Source organism: Acinetobacter sp. 231_lipA (assembly GCF_058243005.1).
On sequence record NZ_JBZAYU010000001.1, the window covers coordinates 3,074,266 to 3,095,763 of the forward strand.

Here is a 21,498-nt window from a genome sequence, read left to right on the forward strand (position 1 = left end):
TTTAACCTACGAACTTCAGCAATAGAAAAAAGCAAAGAGAAAGCGAAATGGTTGACGCAGTTAACTTTTTTAGGGATTGAATACAAAAGCTTAAAATGACAAAAATGATAAAGAAAATAAGAGATAGAAAAGCCGCTAAATAAATGGATTCTGCTTTAGCTAAGTGAGGGTAAAAACTGAGGGTAAGCAGTTCTGATAACATGAATGTACATAAATAGCCTAAGCCAAATGCGATCAAAAACCGATACAAGACGGATAGGGGATATTGAAATTTATGCATGACGAACCATTTAACCCAGAAAAAAGCGCCTCAGTTTCTGTGCTGTTAAATAACAGAAAACGAGGCGCTATTGAATCAATATTTGAATTTTACAGCAACACTATAGTTGGCAGGTGCACCATAAAATGCTTGACCATCAGGGAAGCTATATAAGTATTTTTCATCCGTGACGTTATTTGCATTCGCTTGAAGAGTAATATGTTTATTCAAATCATAACTTGCCATTAAGTTGACTAAAGCATAGGCATTTTGAGTAATTGTTCCGTCTACTGATGAATCATACAGTTTCGTCGAATCTTGCCATTGCAGTGCCGCCCCCACTTTTAGTTTTGGTAAAGCTGGAATGCTATATGTAGTTAAAAGATTGATGGTTTGGTTCGGGTTGTAAGTTCGAGCATCCCCACCATTTTTTAGGTCCTTTAAGCTAAATTGGGCATAACCAAAAGATATATTCAACTGATCGGTGAGCTGACCAGCTAAACCAACTTCAATGCCCTGGGAACGTAAATCACTGGTTTCCACTTTACGTGTAAGCGGATTGCCATCTGAGCTACGTAAAGGGTAGTTACTTTGTTCAGTTCTAAATACTGCAAAAGTACCCGTTAGCTTCTCATCTAGCCATGAACTTTTAATTCCCATTTCATAGCTTTCGCCTTCAACAGGTTTAAGTGCTTTATTAACTTCTGCGCCAGTTTGTGGGCGGAAAATAGAAGTGTAGCTTAAGTACCCTGTATATTCAGGGGTGAAATTATAAGTGATGCCCGCGTATGGGGAAACTTTACTTTCATCATAAGCCACAGATGAGCTATAACTTATTCCATCATTTTCAGCTTGAACATAATTTGCACCTAATAATATCTTTAGGTCATCATTGAGGTGTAATCGTGTTGCAGCATAGAAAGAGTTAATTTTTTGAGTATAGTTTGCAGCTTCATTGAACTCGGACCAAGTTATAGATTGGGGAGTCCAACTTGCCAAGTTTGTCGTTAATTGACGTAAGTAGCCAAGCGAATAATCATCTACAATATTACTATCATTAATATAGCCATTGGTTTGTTGATCATGCTGCTTACTGTGAATATAACTATATCCAATCGTGGCTTCATGATCTTGACCGAACAAAGCATATGTACCTTGTAAATTTAGATCTGCAAAATGTCTTTCTTGATTTTCTTTACCACCCCAAGCGGTAAGTGATACATCAGAGCCATCTTGATTTGGATAGCCATAATAATAAAGCAGCTTGCTATTGTGCTCAGTATTGGTGTAGTTGTAGCTGAATTTTGCTGCCCAATTTTCATTCAGCTTTTGCTTTAATTCTATGAATGCTTTTTGACTTTTATTATCCCAATATGCCCAATCAGGGTTTGGATTGTAATTGCGATCATATGACAGTTGATTGCCATCAGCATCTAATAATGGTAATGCTCCCCAATTATTTGCATTCGGTTTATTTTTTTCTTCACTATAGCCAACAGTAAGTAAAGTACTATCTGTCAGATCGGCTTCAAGAATGCCTGAAAATCCATTTTTCTCCGAAGAATATCGGTCTATATATGAATCTCCAGTTTGCTCATAACCCATTAAGCGACCACGAATACGTCCGTCTTGAGTGAGGGCACCTGATACATCTGCTTCATAACGTTGTGTATTCCAAGAGCCATAACTTACACCAGCATTTGCTTGAAAGTCTTGGGTTGGGCGTTTACGAATATAGTCGATTGTTGCACTTGGGTCGCCAAAAGCATTGGTCAGAGCATCTGCACCTTTAATGACTTCAACTCGATCATAAAAATATGTATTTGGATTGGTATTATTGTAATTATAATTACTCGATGGAAAACCGACGCCATCTGTCAATATATTGGAGATTTCAAAACCACGAGCCATATAAGTAGAACGTTCAGTCTCTTGGTTAGTAACCGTTACGCCGGGTGTATTACTTAAAACCTCACGAGTGCTATTTAGTGCGAAGTCATCCATTTGCTGGCGAGTCACGACATTTACAGTTTGTGGAGTTTCCTTCACGGTCAGATTTAGTTTTGCTGCACTCGATGAATTTTTTAGGATATAAGCTTTACTTTTTTCAGCTTGATCATCACTTGCTTGTACGGTAATGGTTGCTAAGTTTTGCGTGTCTTGTGCAAAAGTATACTGAGCGCTAAGAATAGCTAAACTAATGATAGAGAGCTTAAAGCCGCGAGAGGAGATGTTGAGCATTAACAAATACTAATGAGAATAATTATTAATAAGTTTATTGTTTGTTTGTGTGCTTTACAAGTTATTTACAATTGAAAAAATAAATCAAAAATTATCTTTGATTGAGGCGATATGAAGTGGTTAAGAGTTCATGAAGGCCATTGATGTAAGTTGACGGCACTTTATCATTGTTGCTTAAACATACCCACGCCAAACTAAAAGACGCTATGTTATGATGCATGGGTTGAAAAATAAGGAATAATGCTTTGCAAAATCGGAAACTTAAAATTGGAATCGTAGTGGGTGAAGTATCAGGTGATACTTTAGGTGCTAAACTTATTCGCAGTTTTCGTGAGCAAGGAATTGATGCAGAATTTGAGGGTATTGGTGGCCCGCAAATGATTGCAGAGGGTTTCAAGAGCTTTTATCCGATGGATATTTTGTCTGTCATGGGGCTAGTTGAGGTTCTTAAAGACATTAAAAAGCTTTTTGCTGTGCGTGATGGACTGGTAGAGAAGTGGACAGCCCATCCTGTCGATGTATTTATTGGGATTGATGCGCCAGACTTTAATCTGCGCCTTTCAAAAAGTTTAAAGCAAAAACAACTGCCAATAAAAACCGTGCAGTATGTTAGTCCTTCCGTTTGGGCATGGCGTCAGGGACGGGTTCATGGTATCAAAGCTTCTATTGATTTGGTACTGTGTTTATTTCCGTTTGAAAAAGCATTTTATAAAAAATGGGATGTTCCTGCTGCGTTTGTAGGACACCCCTTGGCAAGCCAATTGCCTTTGGAAAACCCAATTTTACAAGCCAAAGAAGAACTGGGTTTAGATCTGACCCAAAAGCATATTGCCTTATTGCCCGGAAGTCGACGTGGTGAAATTGAAAAGCTCGGTCCACTGGTTTTAGATGCTGCAAAATTGCTCTACGCCAAATATCCAAACTATCGCTTTGTGATACCGGCTATCAACGATGCGCGTAAGCAACAAATCGGAGCTTTGCTTAACCAGTATCCAAAAGCATTGGTCGATCAAATTGACTTGCTTGAAAACTCAGGCACCGAGTCGAAGATTGGGCGCCAAGTTATGAATGCAGCCAATATTGTGGCTTTAGCATCAGGTACAGCAACTTTAGAAGCCATGCTGTTACACCGTCCAATGGTGACCTTTTATAAGTTGAACTGGCTCACCTACCATGTGGTGAAATTCTTGATCAAGATTCAATATTATTCATTGCCGAATATTATTGCAGGCAAGAAAGTGATACAAGAATTAATTCAAAAAGATGCAACACCTGAGAAATTGGCGGCTGAAATTGAAAAATTAATGAATATTGAAACCGCACAGATTCAAGCCATGCAGCACATTACCATGCATAAACAGTTACTTGTAGGAAATAGTGAAAACCCTGTTGAGGCGATTTTAAATATTTTAGATTAATTTTCTTTAAGACATCGTGATAGTGCAGTGAGAAACAACCCAAACGTATTTGGGTTGTTTCTTTTTATTTTAAGGTTTTAGTCCAACAGCTTTGGCGCGTGCAGCGTGTAACTTTTTATAACTGTCGATTAAACGTAAGTGACGGTCTAAACCTTCAAGCTTCATACTGGTTTCTGTTAAACCATAGAAACGTATGCGACCTTCAACTGTGCCTATTACAGCATCCATACGTTCATCACCGAACATACGGCGGAAGTTGGCTTCATATTCTTCCAGTTCCATGTCGTCATCCAACATCACTTCGAGCACGACATTCATGCATTGGTAGAACAGACCACGTTCAACGGTATTGGTGTTGTATTGTAAGAATGCTTCAACCAAGTCTTTTGCTTCCTCAAACTGCTCTAATGCAAGATAGATGAGTAGTTTGAGTTCAAGCAGAGTCAATTGACCCCATTCGGTATTGTCATCAAATTCAATCCCGATCAAAGTCTTGATTTCAGTATAGTCGTCTAGCTCACATTCTTCTAAACGTTCAACCAGCGCTTCGAGCTGTTCGTCGTCTAAACGGTGTAAGTTGAGGATGTCTTCACGGTAAAGCAGTGCTTTGTTGGTGTTATCCCAAACCAAGTCTTCAACCAAGTAGATTTCTGAGTAACCTGGTACCAAGATACGGCACGCTGTTGCACCTAAATGTTGGTAAATGGCCATATAAACTTCTTTGCCCATATTTTCCAAAATACCGAACAGTTCATCAGCTTCATCTGCATTTGAGTTTTGGCCTTGATTGGTAAAGTCCCACTCGACAAAGTCATAGTCCGATTTGGCACTAAAGAAGCGCCATGACACCACACCACTTGAGTCAATGAAGTGTTCAACAAAGTTATTGGGTTCGGTGACCGCATTTGAGCTAAATGTTGGGCGAGGTAAGTCGTTCAGACCTTCAAAACTACGACCTTGTAGTAGCTCAGTTAAGCTACGCTCAAGTGCAACTTCAAAGCTTGGGTGTGCACCGAAAGAGGCGAATACACCACCTGTACGTGGGTTCATTAACGTCACACACATTACAGGGTATTGACCGCCTAGAGAGGCATCTTTCACCAGTACAGGGAAACCTTGCTCTTCTAAACCTTGAATGCCTGCTAAAATGCTAGGGTATTTCGCTAAAACCTCTTGCGGTACATCTGGCAGGGTCAGTTCACCTTCCAAAATTTCACGTTTTACTGCACGCTCAAAAATTTCAGACAAACACTGTACTTGTGCTTCAGCTAAGGTATTTCCTGCACTCATCCCGTTACTAAGGTACAAGTTTTCAATTAAGTTCGATGGGAAGTAAACCACCTCAGCATCAGACTGGCGAACAAAAGGTAAAGAGCAAATACCGCGCTCAGTTTTCCCTGAATTGGTGTCGTATAAATGCGTACCTAACAGTTCTTCTTCAGGGTCATAAATTTCAAGGGTGTACTCATCCAGAACGCCTTCTGGCATTTCACCATTTGGACCTGGCATGAACCATTTTTCATCTGGATAATGCACAAACTCGGCATTGGCAATGTCTTCACCCCAGAACTGGTCATTATAGAAGAAGTTACAGTTCAGACGTTCAATGAACTCACCCAGCGCAGAAGCTAAAGCACTTTCTTTGCTTGAGCCTTTACCGTTAGTAAAACACATGGGCGATTGAGCATCACGAATATGTAAAGACCATACATTTGGCACAATGTTACGCCAAGAGGCAATCTCAATTTTCATGCCTAGACCAGCCAAAATACCCGACATATTGGCAATGGTTTCTTCTAAAGGCAGGTCTTTACCCGGAATAATCGTGCTGGTTTCAGAAGCAAGGCTTGGAATAAGTAGGGCTTGAGCATCAGCATCAATGCTTTCGACTTCTTCAATAATAAACTCAGGACCTGTTTGAATCACTTTCTTAACCGTACAACGGTCGATAGAGCGCAAAATACCTTGGCGATCTTTTTCTGAAATGTCCGCTGGGAGCTCAACTTGAATTTTGAAGATTTGTTTATAGCGGTTTTCAGGGTCAACAATGTTGTTTTGTGACAAACGAATGTTGTCGGTTGGAATGTCACGTGCCAAACAATACACTTTGACAAAGTAAGCCGCGCAAAGCGCAGAAGATGCTAAAAAATAGTCAAATGGACCGGGTGCAGAGCCATCACCTTTGTAGCGAATCGGTTGATCGGCAATGACTGTAAAATCGTCGAACTTCGCTTCTTGGCGAAGATTATCGAGATAATTAACCTTGATTTCCATGCTGGCACCTAAATTTTCTTATATGTCAGTATGGACATACAAGAGATAAAATATTGAAAAATAAGCCGAATCACGGATGAAAACTGGACTTAAAAAAAGTGTGGCTAGAGCGAAAAAGAACAAACAAGCAGTGGTTTGAAGCCATCTCTAGCAAGGATGCGGGATATTATAGTGTGATTTTCACAAGATGCTAATCTTTGTCTGCAAGTTCAGGGTATTTATCTCGACGGACAAAGACATAAGCTGAGAGAAGATTGCTATTAAACCATTACGGACGAGCATTTTAAGTTGGGTTTTGATTATTTCTATATTGGCTTGGGCTCAGTTGGTACTGTCGTTTAAAGCTTTGGCTAAAAGCCGTTTCAGAGTTATAACCCACCCGATGTGCAATTTGCTGAATAGTACCTTGTCCATTACGAAGGTATTGGGCAGCTAAACGCAGACGGTGTTGTTGCAAATAAGCCAAAGGGCTGATGCCTAAAATTTGGCTAAACAATGTGGCAAATTTAGACCGTGACATACAACACTGTTCTGCAAGGGACTCAACTGTCCAAGGCCGTGCAGGTTCCGCATGAATTTTTGCAAGTGCATTGGAGAGTTCAGGGTGAGACAAAGCACTCAGCCAATTGTTCGAGTCTTGCAGCGCATCAATATAATCACGTACACATTCAATTAATAAAATACTTACCAAATGATCCAAAATTTTGTCACGACCCGGGCGTATGCGTTGCACTTCTAGAGCGAGAAATTGCAGTCCAATTTGCAACCATTCAGGAACCGTGCTGAGATCTTTGTGCTGAAGGTGAATAAACGCGGGTAAGGCCTGTACTAAAGGACGCGCCATAATGGGGTCCATATGTGCATGTAAGGCCAAGATCACAGTTTTTTGTTGTGTCGCATCACTGCCAAAAGAGACTTCTTTGTGTTGGTTTTGGGCAAATGAGTCAGAAATATCGAATACTTCTAACAGTTGGTCGGTAGTTGAGGAGCGACACTCATGACTTGGCCCTGAAGGCAGTAAGATCAAGTCGCCCACTTCAGCAACAATAATTTGTTTAGCATCTAAACAAATAGTGAGTTGTCCTTGAAGTACCGCATAGGCCATCATGGTTGATTGTTCGGTATAGCGAAAAGCCCACTCACCATGCGGTTTAAGGTAGAGGTACTCAGATTGGTTGAGGTGTATATCTTCAAAAATTTTACTTAAAGCATCCATACTTTACGATTTCTAGTCTTTATATCTTAGGCTTAATATTTGATTTAGGGTCAATTTAAGTCATTTCAGGCCAAGGACGATTACGCTGTTTTCTTGGACGTTAGCAACTGTTCTTTATGTCCCATTTCTAGAAATATAAAGGCATAACAAGAAAATTGGAAGAATGGTAATGAATGCATCAGTGAAAATGACGAATGCTAGCGTGGTCGTCAAAAATGCAGCAGGGATCGATAAAAAGCGTTTTGGCTGGTTATTGAGTCCTGGGCTTCCTGTGATTGGCATGGGCATTTTAGCGGGCTATCATTTTGGCCCGAAACCCACCAAGAAAATCTTCGCTTTGGGTGGGCCGCTGTTACTGCATGTCATTATTCCTGCGGTAGATGGTCTGGTCGGTGCAGATGAAAATAATCCTTCGGATGATGAAATTAAGGTCTTGGTAAATGACCCGTACTATGACCGTATTGTGAAATTGTTCATTCCGCTACAAATGGCAGCCAATTTGTTTGCAGGTTATGTGGTGACTCGCCAAAATGTATCGATGCTCGACCAAATATTATTGGGTGTTTCCATGGGGGCAATTAATGGAGTAGCAGTAAATACAGCACATGAGCTGTGTCACCGTCCTAAAAAATCAGATCATTATTGGTCGCATATGACTTTAGCTCCGTTGGTCTACAACCATTTCCGCATTGAGCATCCTTATGGGCACCATAAACGTGCTGCAACGCCAGAAGATCCCGCTTCATCGAAAATGGGCGAGACTTTTTATGAGTTTTGGCCGCGTACCGTTTTCGGCGGGTTGAAGTCGGCTGTTGAAATTGAACATAAACGCCTAAAACGAAAAGGTCTGTCTTTCTTCTCCAAAGAAAATGAACTGTTTCATGGATGGGCGATGAGTGCTGGTTTTCATGCAGTCATGTTGAAATTGTTTGGTAAAAAAGTGACGCCATATCTGGTGACACAAGCATTTTATGGTGTGAGTCTGTTTGAAATTATTAATTATATTGAACACTATGGTTTAAAGCGTAGTCAAAAGGAAGATGGCAGCTATGCGCGAACCATGCCTGAACACAGCTGGAATAATAACAACATTGTGACTAACTTATTCTTATACCAGTTACAACGCCATTCAGATCATCATGCCTATCCAACCCGCCCATTTCAGTCCTTAAGACATTTTGATGAAGCCCCTGAGCTACCGAGTGGTTATGCCACGATGTTGATTCCAGCGTTAATTCCAAAGCTGTGGTTTAAAATGATGGATCAACGAGTGTTCGATCACTACGAAGGTGATTTGACCAAAGCCAATATTTTGCCAAAGCGCCGTGCTCAAATCTTTAAGAAATTTGGATTAAGTGCTGACTAAATTGTGATATTTCAGCGATAACAAGCTGCATACATAGTTGACATCGAACTTACAGTCATTGATTCGTTGAGTGCCTGTAAGTTCGATGATCATGATAGGTGTACCGCTAAACTTTCTTTTTGAATAGGCATATAATGCCGAATATGTAGTGAAAATATTGAACAGAAATGACACCTGCAACTAAACTTTTAAAAGCCAATAAAATCGATTTTTCTATTCATGAATATGAACATGATGCCAATGCAAAAAGCTTTGGGCTTGAAGCCGCAGAAAAATTAAATCTACGTGTCGAAGAGGTGTTTAAAACACTTTTAGTGACCGATGAAAAAAACTATTTTGTTGCGATTCTTCCTGTACATCATCAGTTAAACTTGAAAAAAGTTGCACAGGCAGTGGGGGCAAAAAAACTAAAAATGTCCGACCCTAAAGATGCAGAACGACTGACAGGTTATTTGGTCGGTGGGATTAGTCCTGTTGGACAGAAAAAAAGGTTAAAAACCGTGATCGATCAAAGCGCACAACAGTTGGAGAAACTCTATGTCAGTGGGGGGAAGCGCGGCTTAGATATCGGTTTAAAACCTCAGGATTTAGCAAAAGTACTTTCAGCCACTTTTGCTGATGTACTGGATGAATAAAGAACAGTGAAGTCTTCACTTCTTCGTCCCTATTTGATTTAAGTCTTGAGCTCTTTTGAGTATTAATTCGAGCACAAATGAAAGCCCATTCAGTCACCTGAATGGGCTTTTCCTTATGAAATATAGGGAAATTTTATAGTTCGAATCAATTATAAATTCATAAACTATCATTTAAAGCTATGGTGTAATTTCGTATAGGCTTTATTAGAAAAACTGATTAAATTTTTAAAAGTATTAAAAAACAATAATATATGTTGGTGTAGTGCGTATATTTTCAAAAGTAAACAAAATTGCAAAGATAAATGATAATAATTACCATTAACATACTTTCTGCAGCGTTGGTCAACGTGAACATCTTTAAGAAACATAATTACATGAAATGAGCTTGGAATAAGCTTTAAAAAGAGGAAATGGTCAGATGAAAGAGCTAGCCAATCGCTTGGCGATGCAGCATCTTGTCAATGCATACTCACAAGAAACAGGCCAAGCGAGCTTGTTTGAGAAGTATCAACAAAATTCAACTCAACTCGCGTTTAGCCAAGGTTTGACGCTGTTATCTTTGCCGCTTAGTTTAATCCAAGCACAGCTTTTTGTTCCGTTAAGCTATGTCAGTCGTGTTGGGCGACATCGTATTGCGGCTTTACCGCAAATTTTTCAAAAAGGCCAAAAGCTTAACTTTAGCGCAGTAGCCATGGTCAGTCTGTTACTAGAAGAGTTAGTGCAACAATCCGAAGGCCGTGTCGATGCTGCATCCGTGGTTGAGCGTTGGATTCAAAGTCGTGATGCATTACAACAGTTTTTAAATATTCGGGCAGAGGATTTTGATGCGCTAGTACAGCTTGAACAAGGTTTTATAGAGTCTGAACAGGCTTTGATTTTAGGTCATAGCATGCATCCCGTACCGAAAAGCCGAACAGGTTTTGTCCATGAGGACTGGCAAAAATATTCACCTGAAGCTTGTGGTCAGACCCAGCTGCATTATTGGCTGGTGGCATCTGAATATATTGCAGAAGGAACAGCGCTTGAGCAGGCTTTTTCAATACAACTTAAACAAGAAATCAAATGGCATTTGTCTGAATCGGAACTTGAAACCTTAGCTGCATATGCACATTACAAACTGCTACCACTGCATCCGTGGCAAGCCCGCTATTTGCAAAGCAAAGTATGGTTTAAAAGTTTAAAAGCTAAACTGAAAATCATCGATTTGGGTGAAAAAGCATGGATATTTTCACCAACCACTTCTGTACGTACTTTGGCGAGTTTTAACGCGCCGTGGATGCTGAAACCTTCGCTTTCAGTGATGATTACCAACTCTATTCGCGTCAATTTAGCAAAAGAATGTCACCGCGGTGAAATGACGCATCGGCTTTGGCACAGTGAGTTAGGGCAAAGTATTTTAAAACAATATCCAACTCTAAAAGCGGTCAATGATCCGGCGTGGATTGCTCTTCAGTTGGATGGTGAAATCATCGATGAAACGATTTGTATTGTACGTGATCAGCCGTTTACTCCTGAACAGCAGGTCACGTGTATTGCTTCATTGTGTCAGGATCATCCGGTAGAAGATCGCAATCGTTTTAATGCATTATTTGATCAGATTGCATCTCAACAAAATTTAGATGATAAAGCGAAAATTGCTCTTGATTGGTTTAAGACCTTTTTAAACATCAGTCTGACCCCGCTAATGTATGTTTACCATCGTTATGGTATGGCCTTTGAGTCGCATCAGCAAAATGTCTTGGTTGAGTTGAAAGATGGCTGGCCACAGTGGCTATGGCTACGGGACAATCAAGGTTTTTATTATATCGAAGAATTCGCAGATGAAATTTTACAACAATTTCCAGAACTGCATGATAAAGCCCATGCGGTAGGTTCAAAGACTTTTGTCGATGAACGTTTTAGTTATTATTTCTTTGGCAATACCTTGTTTGGCATCATCAATGCCATCGGTGCAACAGATTTTGTAAGTGAGCAAGATTTACTGTCTGTTTTACAGCAACACCTCTTTGACCTGTTGAAGCAGTATCCAGACAGTAGTTTGATTCAAAGTCTGTTGTATCAACCGACGTTGCCTTATAAAGGTAATTTACTGACTCGTTTATATGAACTGGATGAATTGATTGCACCCGTTGAAAATCAGTCTGTCTATATTCAGTTAGCCAATCCGCTGTATATCAAACAAAAGGATGCTCTCTATGCTTGATTTTATTGCGATTGGCCTTGGGCCATTTAACTTAAGCCTTGCCAGCTTGCTGCATGAAAAGACTGAATTGCACTATCTATTTTTTGAAAAAAAAGCGCAGTTCGACTGGCATGCAGGTATGCAACTTCCCAATACGGTCTTACAAGTTCCATTCATGGCGGATTTGGTGTCGATGGTTGATCCGACCAGTCCGTTGAGTTTTTTGAATTACCTAAAATCGCAGCAGCGCTTATATAAGTTCTACTTCCTTGAGCAGCCGCATATTCCGCGCCGTGAATATAACCATTATTGCCAATGGGTGGCAGATCAACTGGGTCATATACAGTACCAGTCAACGGTGAAGGCCATTTATGCCAAAAGCGAAGGTTTTGAGGTGGTGGTTGAGCAAGGTGGCCGTTTTATTCGTTATTTGTGTCGAAACTTGGTGATTGGTTCGGGCAACCAGCCTTATTTGCCTGAATGTCTGCGTAAGTTACAACAACAAGCCCCTGAAAAATGTATCCATTCAGCAGAGTACTTAACCCATAAAAAAGGCAAGCTCAAAGGCAATGTTGTGGTCTTAGGCTCAGGACAGTCTTCTGCTGAAGTCTTTTTAGATTTGTTTGATCAGCAGTATCAACATGATGGTGTACCAACGGCTAACTTTAAGTTGCATTGGCTGACGCGTTCCAATGGCTTTTTTCCGATGGAATATGCACCATTGGGCTTGGAACATTTTAGTCCGAACTATACCCAATATTTTTATAGACTCTCAGAAACACAAAAAGCAGCGCAGTTAAAAGATCAAGGTTTGCTGTACAAAGGTATTAGTGCCAAAACCATACGTGAGATTTACCAAAAACTTTACCACCGTAGTATTGCCTCTGCTGCACAAGCAACGCATTTGCATGCACAAATTCAGTTGCTTGATGCTGAGTTACTGGAAAGTCAGTACATTCGCTTGAGCCTTGAACATACTGTAACCAAGCAACGTTTTTATATGGATGCTGATTTTGTAGTGGCATCTACAGGTTATTACAGCCCTGAGTTTTCATTTTTAAAATACTTAAAGCCCTTCATTGCAACAGATCAAGCGGGGCGTTGGAAGGTGAGCCAAGACTATCGTTTGCAGCATACAGCAATGGGGGAAATTTATGTGCAAAACCAAGAAATGCACAGCCATGGTGTAGGTACACCAGATTTAGGCCTAGGCGCATTTCGTGCTGCGACCATCGCCAATCAGCTACTAGGTTATCAGCTTTATGAACTGGACAGCAATGAACAGACGTTTCAGCATTTCAGACCTGAACAGAACCCTGAAATGTATGTGCAGAATGACACATCTATTAGACGAACAGCAGCTTTAGCACCATCGATTCCTAAATCAAAAAATATTGAGCAGCGCAAAATACAAACAGGGTCACATCCCTCCATGCAGCCTTATACATTCGAGAAAATCATATGAGCTTTGCACAACTTCAAGTGAATCAGAAACAGTGGCGTTTGGCAGGACAGCGCTTAATAGAAATGGCGATTGCTGAATTTTTATATGAAGAAATTATTCAAGTGGCCCATTTAAAGGACAATCGTTACCAGCTGACGTTGGATGATCAAACCTATACTTTTAAAGCACAAAACTATTTATTGGGACATTGGCAGATTGAGGAGGGTTCAGTACGTGAGTTGAGCGTGGTTGAAGACCTGCCTGCATGGAACTTACATACTTTTATTCGCGCGTTTTCAAATCAAACCGAAGTTAAGCCTTTTACCAAGGCATATCTCATCAAAGAAATGAACAATACGTGGTTAGCCGAGGCGCATTTATTTGATGAAAGTCGTTTAAGCAGTGAAGCAGCATTGACGGCATCGCATCATGAAATTGAAGGTATGCTCCGTGGTCATCCGTGGTTGATTATGAGCAAAGGTCGTATGGGTTTTGGTTATGACGACTACTTAAGTGCCGCTCCTGAACTTTCGCCAACGGTCAAAGTGCTGTGGCTCGCGGTGCATCGTGATTTGGCAGAGTTCCGTTCCACCGAGGAGTGGCAAGCAGGGAGACTTTATCAACATGAGTTAAGTGCAGAAGAACTCGCAAATTTTGAACAAAAATTACATGAGAGAGGTTGCTCTTGTGGTGATTATTTCCTCATTCCAGTACATGCATGGCAGTGGCATCAATGGTTAGTGCCAACTTATGCCAATGAAATCGTGGATCAGCGCATTATTGAACTAGGCGTTGGGCAAGATGACTATGTACCTATGCAGTCGATTCGTACGCTTTGCAACATCAGTCAGCCTGAGCGTCATTATGTCAAATTGCCTGTCAGTATCTTCAATACTGCGGTGTATCGTGGGTTGCCGTCTAAACGAAATTTAGCAGCTCCAGCCGTCACAGCTTGGTTAAAGCAGATTCAAACTCAAGATCCAGACTTGAAACAGTCTGGCGTTGCATTCTTAGGTGAAGTGGCAACTTTGACTATTCATCAGCCTTGTTTTGATCAGATTGAAGGTGCGCCGTATCAGTTTAAAGAACTGTTTGGATGTTTGTGGCGTGAAAGTGTAGATCCAGTGATTGGAACAGGTGAACAGGCACTTTCTCAAGCGGCTTTATTACATCGAGACATCAACGGACAGTCGATATTAGCCGTGTTGATTCAAGCGTCAGGTTTGAGTCCATTACAGTGGTTAAAACGCTTTGCCGAAGTCTCTGTTACTCCACTCTTAATCTGCTTGTACAAATATGGCTTGGCTTTTTCTCCACATGGGGAAAATACCATGCTTATTCATGCCAATGGCGTACCGCAGAAAATGGTGCTGAAAGACTTTATTGATGATGTCAATTTGGTTGATGAAGACTTTCCAGAATTGGCAAGTTTACCTATTGAAGGGCAAATTTTACTGCGTCATCCTGCGCATGAACTCAGCCATTTTATTTTCACTGGGCTGTTTATGGTGCATTACCGTTATATCTGTAATGTATTTCTACAAGACTACCCTGAGCATAGCGAAGTTGAATTTTGGCAGACCATTTCATCTGTCATTGATGCTTTTCATCAGGCACATCCAGAGTTGGCAGAACGCATCGAAAAATTTGCCATGTTTAGAGCCGAATTTGAAAAAATTTGTTTAAACCGAGTGCGTCTATTTACCACCAGTTACAACGACGAAGCAGAACGTCCTGTCCCGGTATTTTTAGATCCAATTGCCAATCCTGTCAGCCCTGAAACCTTAAAACGATGGTCAGCGCAGGTGTCCAAGTCAACTGACGATACAACCACAAAGCGTATTGCATCATAAAAAACCAAAAAATTTAGCAGGCTACCATATGAAAACACTTTCACAGCAACTTCCCGATTTCTACGAATACTATGAGAATGAGACGCAATTTTACTTGCGCCAAGTACAGTATCCGCAGGACTTAGCACTGTTACATAAATGGATGCATGAGCCTCATGTTATTCCACAGTGGCAGCTGAATAAGTCTGAAGTTGATCTCGCGGTGTATTTTGAAAAAATGCTGGCCGATGACCATCACCGTTTGTTGATCGTTGGGGTGGATGGACAGGATGTGGGCTATACCGAAATCTATGAAGGCAAGCGTGACCGTCTAGGACGTTATTACGATGGTGATGATTTAGACCTCGGTTGGCATTTATTGTTTGGTGAAAAGTCGGCTTTCGGTAAAGGCTACTTGCGTCCAGTGATGCGGCTATTAGGTTTTTATATTTTTGAAAATGCACCTTCCGACAAAATTGTCGGGGAGCCTGACCATACGGTTAAACCCTATGCCGCAGTGGTCGAAGAAATGTGCTATGAGGCGCAGCGCTTGATCCCGATGCCTGAAAAAACGGCCATGTTGTATTACTGCTTTAAACAAAAATTCTATGAAAAATTTGGAGGGTATTTAACTGATTCAAATGCATTTATGCAAAACCCTAATCCACTCAATAGGACTGAGGAACTTACATGAGCTATAGCTCAGAACATATACAAATCATGGACATGCGCTTTTCGGCGCATGTCACTGTCGCTGAATTTGAACAATGGCTCAGTCAAGTCGAACGTTTTTTCTTAAAAAAACAGCACTTTGTTTTGGTCATGCAAATCGATATCGGTACGGAATTTCCTGAGGAATACCGTCAATTGCAAGCGGTTTGGTACAAAAAATACAAACAACTTTTTTTTCAATACTGCTTGGGTCTGGTTCGAATTGCACAAGACCCAACCGATCAAGAACGACTGAATACACCTTCACTGCATGCTGCATGGCGGGTGCCTTACTACGTCACACTTGATCATTCTGATGCACTGCAATGGGCAGTGCAGAGGTGGATATGCAAAACCTAAATACACAAAGAGCAACAAGCCAAATCTCAGCTTTGAGCTTAGCCGTTGTCATTGTTTTATATCTGGCACATGCCTTGCCTTTGTATTTTTACAATGTGGCATTACCCGCTATTTTGCGACATCAGGGGGTAGATTTACGTTGGATTGGAATGCTGTCGCTGCTTTATATTCCATGGGCCTTTAAGTTCTTATGGGCACCACTCATTGACCGACTTTATATCATGAAGTTAGGTAAACGAAAAACATGGCTGCTCTTTACACAAGTAGCCCTGGTACTTGGAGTATTGGCCTTGGCCTTTACCCAGTTCTCTTACGGACTGGTGGTGTTTGTTGTGATTGGCTTGTGGATTTCAAGCTTTGCGGCGACCCAAGACATTGCCATAGATGGTTATACCGTAGAAACTTTTTCAGCGTCTGAATATCGTCTAGGCAGTATGGCTCAGAGTATAGGGATCGCTTTGGGGAGTATGTTGGGGGGTGCAGCGACATTATGGCTATACCAATATTACGGTTGGGAAAGCGCATTGGTGTGTTTAGCACTCATGACCGCTTTAACGATGTTTGCTGTTTTTTATATTCAAGAAAATGCAAACGAACAGACAAATATTGTCAAACAAGCGCCTAGCTTAGCCCGTGCTTTCAAACGTCCTGAAATTTTATCTGCCTTGGCACTGATCCTGTGTTATCGCGTGGTAGAAGCACCAGCAATGGCGATGCTCAATCCAATGCTGATTGACCAAAAATGGACGCTTGCCCAAATTGGGGTGCTGATGTCTGTAATTGGCGCAGGTGTTGGTTTGTTGGCGGCTGTGAGTGCCGCATTTTTATTGAAAAAAATTCAGGCTACACAGTTGCTTATTTGGGCGGGGTGGTGCCGAACAGCATTGTATGGGGTGATTGGCGCAGCCATTATTTTGGGCTGGTTAAACCATTGGCATTTGCTCTTGGGGGGATTTGTAATTGTTATGCTTGCGATTCGTTATGTCGCGATGACTTCATTATATGCCTATTTCATGCAAAGCAGTTCCAAAGAACAGGCAGGCACGGACTTCACCATCTTGGTGTGTTTTGAACTGTTGGTTTATTTCATCGGGGGAGCCGCATCGGGCTTTTTAGCCAAATCACTTGGCTATGGCAATTTTTATGTGGTGTTGGCGGTTGCATCTGTAGTCAGTGTACTACTGAGCCAATACATCATTGCACGTCATCAAAAAACTCAACAAAAACTGTTGAATCAAGAAGTTTAATAAAAGGAAAAAGAAATGAACCGTTTTATGTTACCTATGCAGTTGACTTGTTTAACACTGGCTGTATGTACACAGTTATATGCTCAAGATAACGTTCTAACAAATTCAGCAAGTCAGACAAGCGGTGTTGAAGCCCAACAAAAAGAAACCACACAACTTGCACCGATTGTGATGACAGCAACCCGTTCTGCAAAGAGTATTGCGGACATTGCAGGCACTGTTTATAGCATCGATCAAGCTGAAATTGAGAAACAGGCCAACGCAGGTCGCTCAACTGCTGACATTATTGGCTTTTTAATTCCTTCATTAACACCAAGTTCAGGCACAACCAGTAACTACGGGATGACCATGCGTGGTCGTGCGGTGCAATACATGATTGATGGCGTGCCTCAGACAGGTTCTCGTGATAGCTCACGTCAGTTGAATAGCATCAGCCCAAATTCGATTGAACGTATCGAAGTGGTATCAGGTGCAAGTAGTATCTATGGTGCAGGTGCGACAGGCGGTATTATCAATATCATTACAAAAAAAGGTAGTGATGATGCACTGAGCTTTGAATCTAAACTCGGTGTGACGTCTGGTGATAATATCCGTAGCGATGCTATGGCATATGAAGCATTCCAATCGGTTGCCTTTAATCAAGGTGATGTAAGTGGTTATTTGGGTGCGAGTTATAACAAACGTGGCGAATTTCAAGATAGTCACGGTGATCGTATTGGACCTGAGGTTGCCCAGACTGATCGTCAAGATACAGAAACTGTCGATGTGAATGGTCGTCTAAGTTGGCAATTTACTGACAATCAAAAGCTAAGCTTTGGTGCGCAATATTATAATGATGAGCAAGATAGTGAGTATGGTCCTGATTATGGTACAGGCTTAGCTGTCCTGTTTGGTGCGGAGCCGACTTTAAATGCTGTAAAAGGTTTAGATCTCGATACTCAGCCAAGAACCAAACGTTCGAACTTTAATCTGCAATATGAGCATCAAGATTTATTAGGGCAGATATTAAATGCGGAAGCTTATTATCGTTCAGAAACAGGGCGTTTTTATCCAAGTGCAAATTATTTAGCACATTCTGCAATTCCAAGTGGTGGTACATATATCGTAACGCAATCTGAAACTGATATTGATGTATGGGGCGCTCGACTTGCTTTACAAAAAGCCTTTGATCTGGGTAGCCGTAGTCTAAACCTAACTTATGGTGTGGATTATGATTTTGAGCAAGGTTCTCAGACTGCACAACAATATAATCTTGGAACCTTTATGGCGAGTAATGGTTTGACACTCGATCCACAAAATGAATATGCCTTTGGTCCAGATGTTGATACGTCGAAATTTGGTCTTTTCTTACAAACACAATTCGATGTTACGGATCACTTAAATCTACAAGCTGGCATTCGTCATGAGCGTATTGATAGTGAAGTTCAGGACTCGATTCCTTACAGTGAAGCGATGGTTGCAGATGCTATTCCAACATATACACCAGTTGCTTTAAATGGTGGTACGATCAAACATGATGCAACATTATTTAATCTTGGTGCTGTATATCATTTGACGGATGCTCAACAAGTTTTCGCAAATTTTTCTCAGGGCTCAAGTCTACCAGACATTCAACGTATGCTTCGTGATGTACCCGCAAATTTTACTGTGAATAGTCAAACTATTGATCCAATTAAAGTCAATAACTATGAGCTGGGATGGCGTGTACAAGCTGAAAACGGTTTAAATGCAAGTGTCACCACTTTCTATAATGACTCAGATAAAAGTTTAAAGTTTGGCCGTCCCAACTACACGATTGAAGTACTAGATACCGATGAGCGCGTTTATGGTGTTGAAGGAAATCTGTCATATCGACTGCAGCCAAATTGGACAGTGGGTGGAACCATGGCTTACACCCGCGGACAATTTAAAAATACCGCAGGAAAGTGGCAAGAGCTAGATGCAATCCGTGTTGCACCACTAAAAGGCACGGCATTTTCTGAGTGGCAGTTTAACAACGATATGAGCCTGCGCGTTCAATCTCTTGCTATCGGTGGTACAGATAAAGCCAAAAAAGATGCGGTAAAGTATGGTTCAACGCTTCCTGCTGAAATCAAAGGTTTCGCAACAATGGACGTTATAGCCAATGCCAAAGCAGGTCCTGGTACTGTGGGCTTTGGTGTGTATAACGTATGGAATGCAGACTATAAAACTGTATTTAGTCAGGCTGTCGCACCAACCTATGGCGCCATTTCAAGCTTAGCTGCTCAAGGTCGAACCTATGGTTTGAGCTACACATTAAAATACTAATTGCACAACCAGAGGTAGCTTTCAGCTACCTCTTTGCTTTGTAATCTCGCTTTAAGAAATGGTTTAAATAATAAAATGAATAGCAATAACAAAATCTTTATTGCAGGCAGCCTTGCCAATGGCGCTTGTTTTTCGATGATTTTACCTTTACTTGCACCGTTTATTCGGCAACTGGGGCTGACGGAACTGCAAGGGGGTACATTGGTTTCGGCTGGTGCTTTGGTGATGGCCATCTCAGCTATTTATATTTCTAAACAAACCCAAAAATTTAGTATTTATCAGCTTTTAAGTATCGGTTTTATCGGTATGGCGATCACTTGGGGCTTATTTGCGGCGGTACTCAGTTATGGGCTGAGTTATGCCATGTCGTTTATTGTTTTGTTTAGCTTACTCATATTGACACGTGCCAGTACTGGCTTTTTTATGGCGATGCCACAAATTGCGCTGCAAAGTTATGTTATGACGGCTTTTCAAAGTGAACAGGAACGTAGCCAGAATATGGCGAAGTTTGGCGCGCTGAACAGTTTAGGCGTGGTGATAGGTCCTTTAGCGACGACATTATTGTTGACATGGAGCATGTTGACACCATTGTGGGGTGCAGTGGCTATTCTAACGGCTATGGCGGCTTGGATTGTACTAGGCTTTCAAGGGAAGCAAGCGTCACAGACACAAGAACGGGACGAAACCACAGCGAAATTACAAGACGTGTCTACAGAAAAGCTGCAATGGTCAAAGTTAGGGATTTGGTTATTGCTGGGCTTTAGCTTATATGTCGCTATTGTTACCCTGAATTTAACTGCGGGTTTTTATATCCAAGATCGATTCCATTTTGATACCTACCAAAGTGCAATGTATTTTTCTCAGTGTTCATTGATTGTGGGGATAGCACTGGTTTTGATGCAACTGGCGATTTCAAAATGGTTTAAATGGTCAATTAAACAATTACTTTGGATCGGTCTTGTGACGATGGTTTTAGGTTTATTACTTTCACTGAGTGCCAGTCAGATTTGGACTTTCCAAGCAGCTTATATTTTTTATGGTATCGCCGTGGCCTGTTTAATTCCAGCTTTTACCACGGGGGCAGCGCAAACCGCACCAGCCACGCTACAAACTAAAATTGCCAGTTTATGCACAGCTACGCAAGCACTGAGTTTCGTTTTTGCACCTTTACTAAGTACAGGCTTATATCAATGGAATCAACATTTACCCTATTATTTTTTATTGGCGTTGATGACGGGGCTGATGATGTACTTTAGCTTTAAACACATACAAACCAACAAGGATTTAAGTAGCATGGCTTGAGATCCTTTATCGAAGATGATTAACCAAGAAGATAAACGACAGCGTGAATTAAACTTGGGCCAAACAGCACCATGAAAATACCGGCCAAAACCATACTGAGGCAGGCCGCGACACCTTCTTCTTTATGACGTCTGAAAGCAGTACTGGTACCAAAACCATGTGCGGCACTACCCAATGATGCACCTTGAGCAAATTTAGAATCCAATTTTAGAACAAGCAATACGCTGTTAGCCAAGAGTCCACCAACGATACCCGTAATCACAGTGAATAATATCACCAGCTCGACTGAGCCTCCGACGGCTTGCGTGACTTCCATGGCAAAAGGGGTAGAGATAGAGCGGCTCATCAGACTGTAACTGGTCACAGCATCAAAATGGAATAAACGTGCCAAGTAAAAAGAGCTGACTACGCCAACCAACATACCCACGATTATGCCTAAAGCAATTGAAAAAGCATGCTGTTGAATGACTTTGCGATATTCATAGATTGGGATGGCAAATGCGACCGTTGCAGGACCTAACATCCAGACTAACCATTTGCTGTAATACATATAGTTGTCATACTGAATGTTGAAAAACACCAGACACAAAATAATCAGGCAGGGAATAAAAACCGCTGGTGAGAGCAATACATACGGGTGTTTCTGATAAAACTTTTTACCCCAAAGATAGGCCAATATAGTTCCGATAAAACAGATCAAGGCAACGAAGTGAATATGCATG

Annotated in this window: 16 protein-coding genes; 11 read left to right on the forward strand and 5 right to left on the reverse strand. The window is 41.2% G+C overall.

Annotated elements, in window-relative coordinates; all coding sequences use genetic code 11:
* Position 1 precedes the first annotated feature (1 nt).
* A complete protein-coding gene (locus AC4CUX_RS15005; RefSeq protein WP_490747763.1) occupies positions 2-280 on the reverse strand; it encodes a hypothetical protein in 279 nt (92 codons plus the stop codon).
* A gap of 75 nt (positions 281-355) precedes the next feature.
* On the reverse strand, positions 356-2,500 hold the full coding sequence (locus tag AC4CUX_RS15010; RefSeq protein WP_490747762.1) for a TonB-dependent siderophore receptor: 2,145 nt from the start codon (positions 2,498-2,500) through the stop codon (positions 356-358).
* Between the two features lie 245 nt (positions 2,501-2,745).
* Here AC4CUX_RS15010 and lpxB point away from each other — a divergent pair, with 245 nt between their 5' ends.
* A complete protein-coding gene (lpxB, locus tag AC4CUX_RS15015) occupies positions 2,746-3,918 on the forward strand; it encodes a lipid-A-disaccharide synthase (RefSeq protein WP_490747761.1) in 1,173 nt (390 codons plus the stop codon).
* Positions 3,919-3,987: 69 nt separating this feature from the next.
* Here lpxB and AC4CUX_RS15020 read toward each other — a convergent pair whose 3' ends face one another.
* Both AC4CUX_RS15020 and AC4CUX_RS15025 read right to left on the reverse strand, forming a co-directional pair.
* Positions 3,988-6,192: an OsmC domain/YcaO domain-containing protein gene (locus tag AC4CUX_RS15020; protein ID WP_490792502.1), complete on the reverse strand. Its 2,205-nt coding sequence runs from the start codon at positions 6,190-6,192 to the stop codon at positions 3,988-3,990.
* A 283-nt stretch (positions 6,193-6,475) separates the two neighbouring features.
* Positions 6,476-7,408, reverse strand: coding sequence for a helix-turn-helix transcriptional regulator (locus tag AC4CUX_RS15025; protein ID WP_490747759.1), 933 nt, complete (start codon positions 7,406-7,408; stop codon positions 6,476-6,478).
* 169 nt (positions 7,409-7,577) lie between these two features.
* Here AC4CUX_RS15025 and AC4CUX_RS15030 point away from each other — a divergent pair, with 169 nt between their 5' ends.
* The 10 genes from AC4CUX_RS15030 to AC4CUX_RS15075 all read left to right on the forward strand — a co-directional run bounded on the left by AC4CUX_RS15030 (position 7,578) and on the right by AC4CUX_RS15075 (position 20,776).
* A complete protein-coding gene (locus AC4CUX_RS15030; RefSeq protein ID WP_490792503.1) occupies positions 7,578-8,774 on the forward strand; it encodes an alkane 1-monooxygenase in 1,197 nt (398 codons plus the stop codon).
* A gap of 167 nt (positions 8,775-8,941) precedes the next feature.
* Positions 8,942-9,409: a Cys-tRNA(Pro) deacylase gene (ybaK, locus tag AC4CUX_RS15035; RefSeq protein WP_126036314.1), complete on the forward strand. Its 468-nt coding sequence runs from the start codon at positions 8,942-8,944 to the stop codon at positions 9,407-9,409.
* 418 nt (positions 9,410-9,827) lie between these two features.
* Entirely contained in the window at positions 9,828-11,612 is a 1,785-nt protein-coding gene (locus AC4CUX_RS15040) for an IucA/IucC family protein (RefSeq protein WP_490792504.1), read from the forward strand.
* A complete protein-coding gene (locus AC4CUX_RS15045; protein ID WP_490747757.1) occupies positions 11,605-13,056 on the forward strand; it encodes a lysine N(6)-hydroxylase/L-ornithine N(5)-oxygenase family protein in 1,452 nt (483 codons plus the stop codon). The genes AC4CUX_RS15040 and AC4CUX_RS15045 overlap by 8 nt, the downstream gene beginning before the upstream one ends.
* A complete protein-coding gene (locus AC4CUX_RS15050; RefSeq protein ID WP_490747756.1) occupies positions 13,053-14,888 on the forward strand; it encodes an IucA/IucC family protein in 1,836 nt (611 codons plus the stop codon). The genes AC4CUX_RS15045 and AC4CUX_RS15050 overlap by 4 nt, the downstream gene beginning before the upstream one ends.
* A gap of 28 nt (positions 14,889-14,916) precedes the next feature.
* Entirely contained in the window at positions 14,917-15,561 is a 645-nt protein-coding gene (locus AC4CUX_RS15055) for a GNAT family N-acetyltransferase (RefSeq protein ID WP_279698587.1), read from the forward strand.
* A complete protein-coding gene (locus AC4CUX_RS15060; RefSeq protein ID WP_279698588.1) occupies positions 15,558-15,938 on the forward strand; it encodes a hypothetical protein in 381 nt (126 codons plus the stop codon). The genes AC4CUX_RS15055 and AC4CUX_RS15060 overlap by 4 nt, the downstream gene beginning before the upstream one ends.
* On the forward strand, positions 15,926-17,185 hold the full coding sequence (locus AC4CUX_RS15065) for an MFS transporter (protein WP_490747754.1): 1,260 nt from the start codon (positions 15,926-15,928) through the stop codon (positions 17,183-17,185). Before AC4CUX_RS15060 ends, AC4CUX_RS15065 begins: the two co-directional genes overlap by 13 nt.
* A gap of 15 nt (positions 17,186-17,200) precedes the next feature.
* Positions 17,201-19,474, forward strand: coding sequence for a TonB-dependent receptor (locus tag AC4CUX_RS15070; protein ID WP_490747753.1), 2,274 nt, complete (start codon positions 17,201-17,203; stop codon positions 19,472-19,474).
* 75 nt (positions 19,475-19,549) lie between these two features.
* Entirely contained in the window at positions 19,550-20,776 is a 1,227-nt protein-coding gene (locus AC4CUX_RS15075) for an MFS transporter (RefSeq protein WP_490792505.1), read from the forward strand.
* A gap of 19 nt (positions 20,777-20,795) precedes the next feature.
* Here the strand turns inward: AC4CUX_RS15075 and AC4CUX_RS15080 are convergent, their stop codons facing one another.
* Positions 20,796-21,497: an LrgB family protein gene (locus tag AC4CUX_RS15080; RefSeq protein WP_490747751.1), complete on the reverse strand. Its 702-nt coding sequence runs from the start codon at positions 21,495-21,497 to the stop codon at positions 20,796-20,798.
* Between the last annotated feature and the right edge of the window lies 1 nt (position 21,498).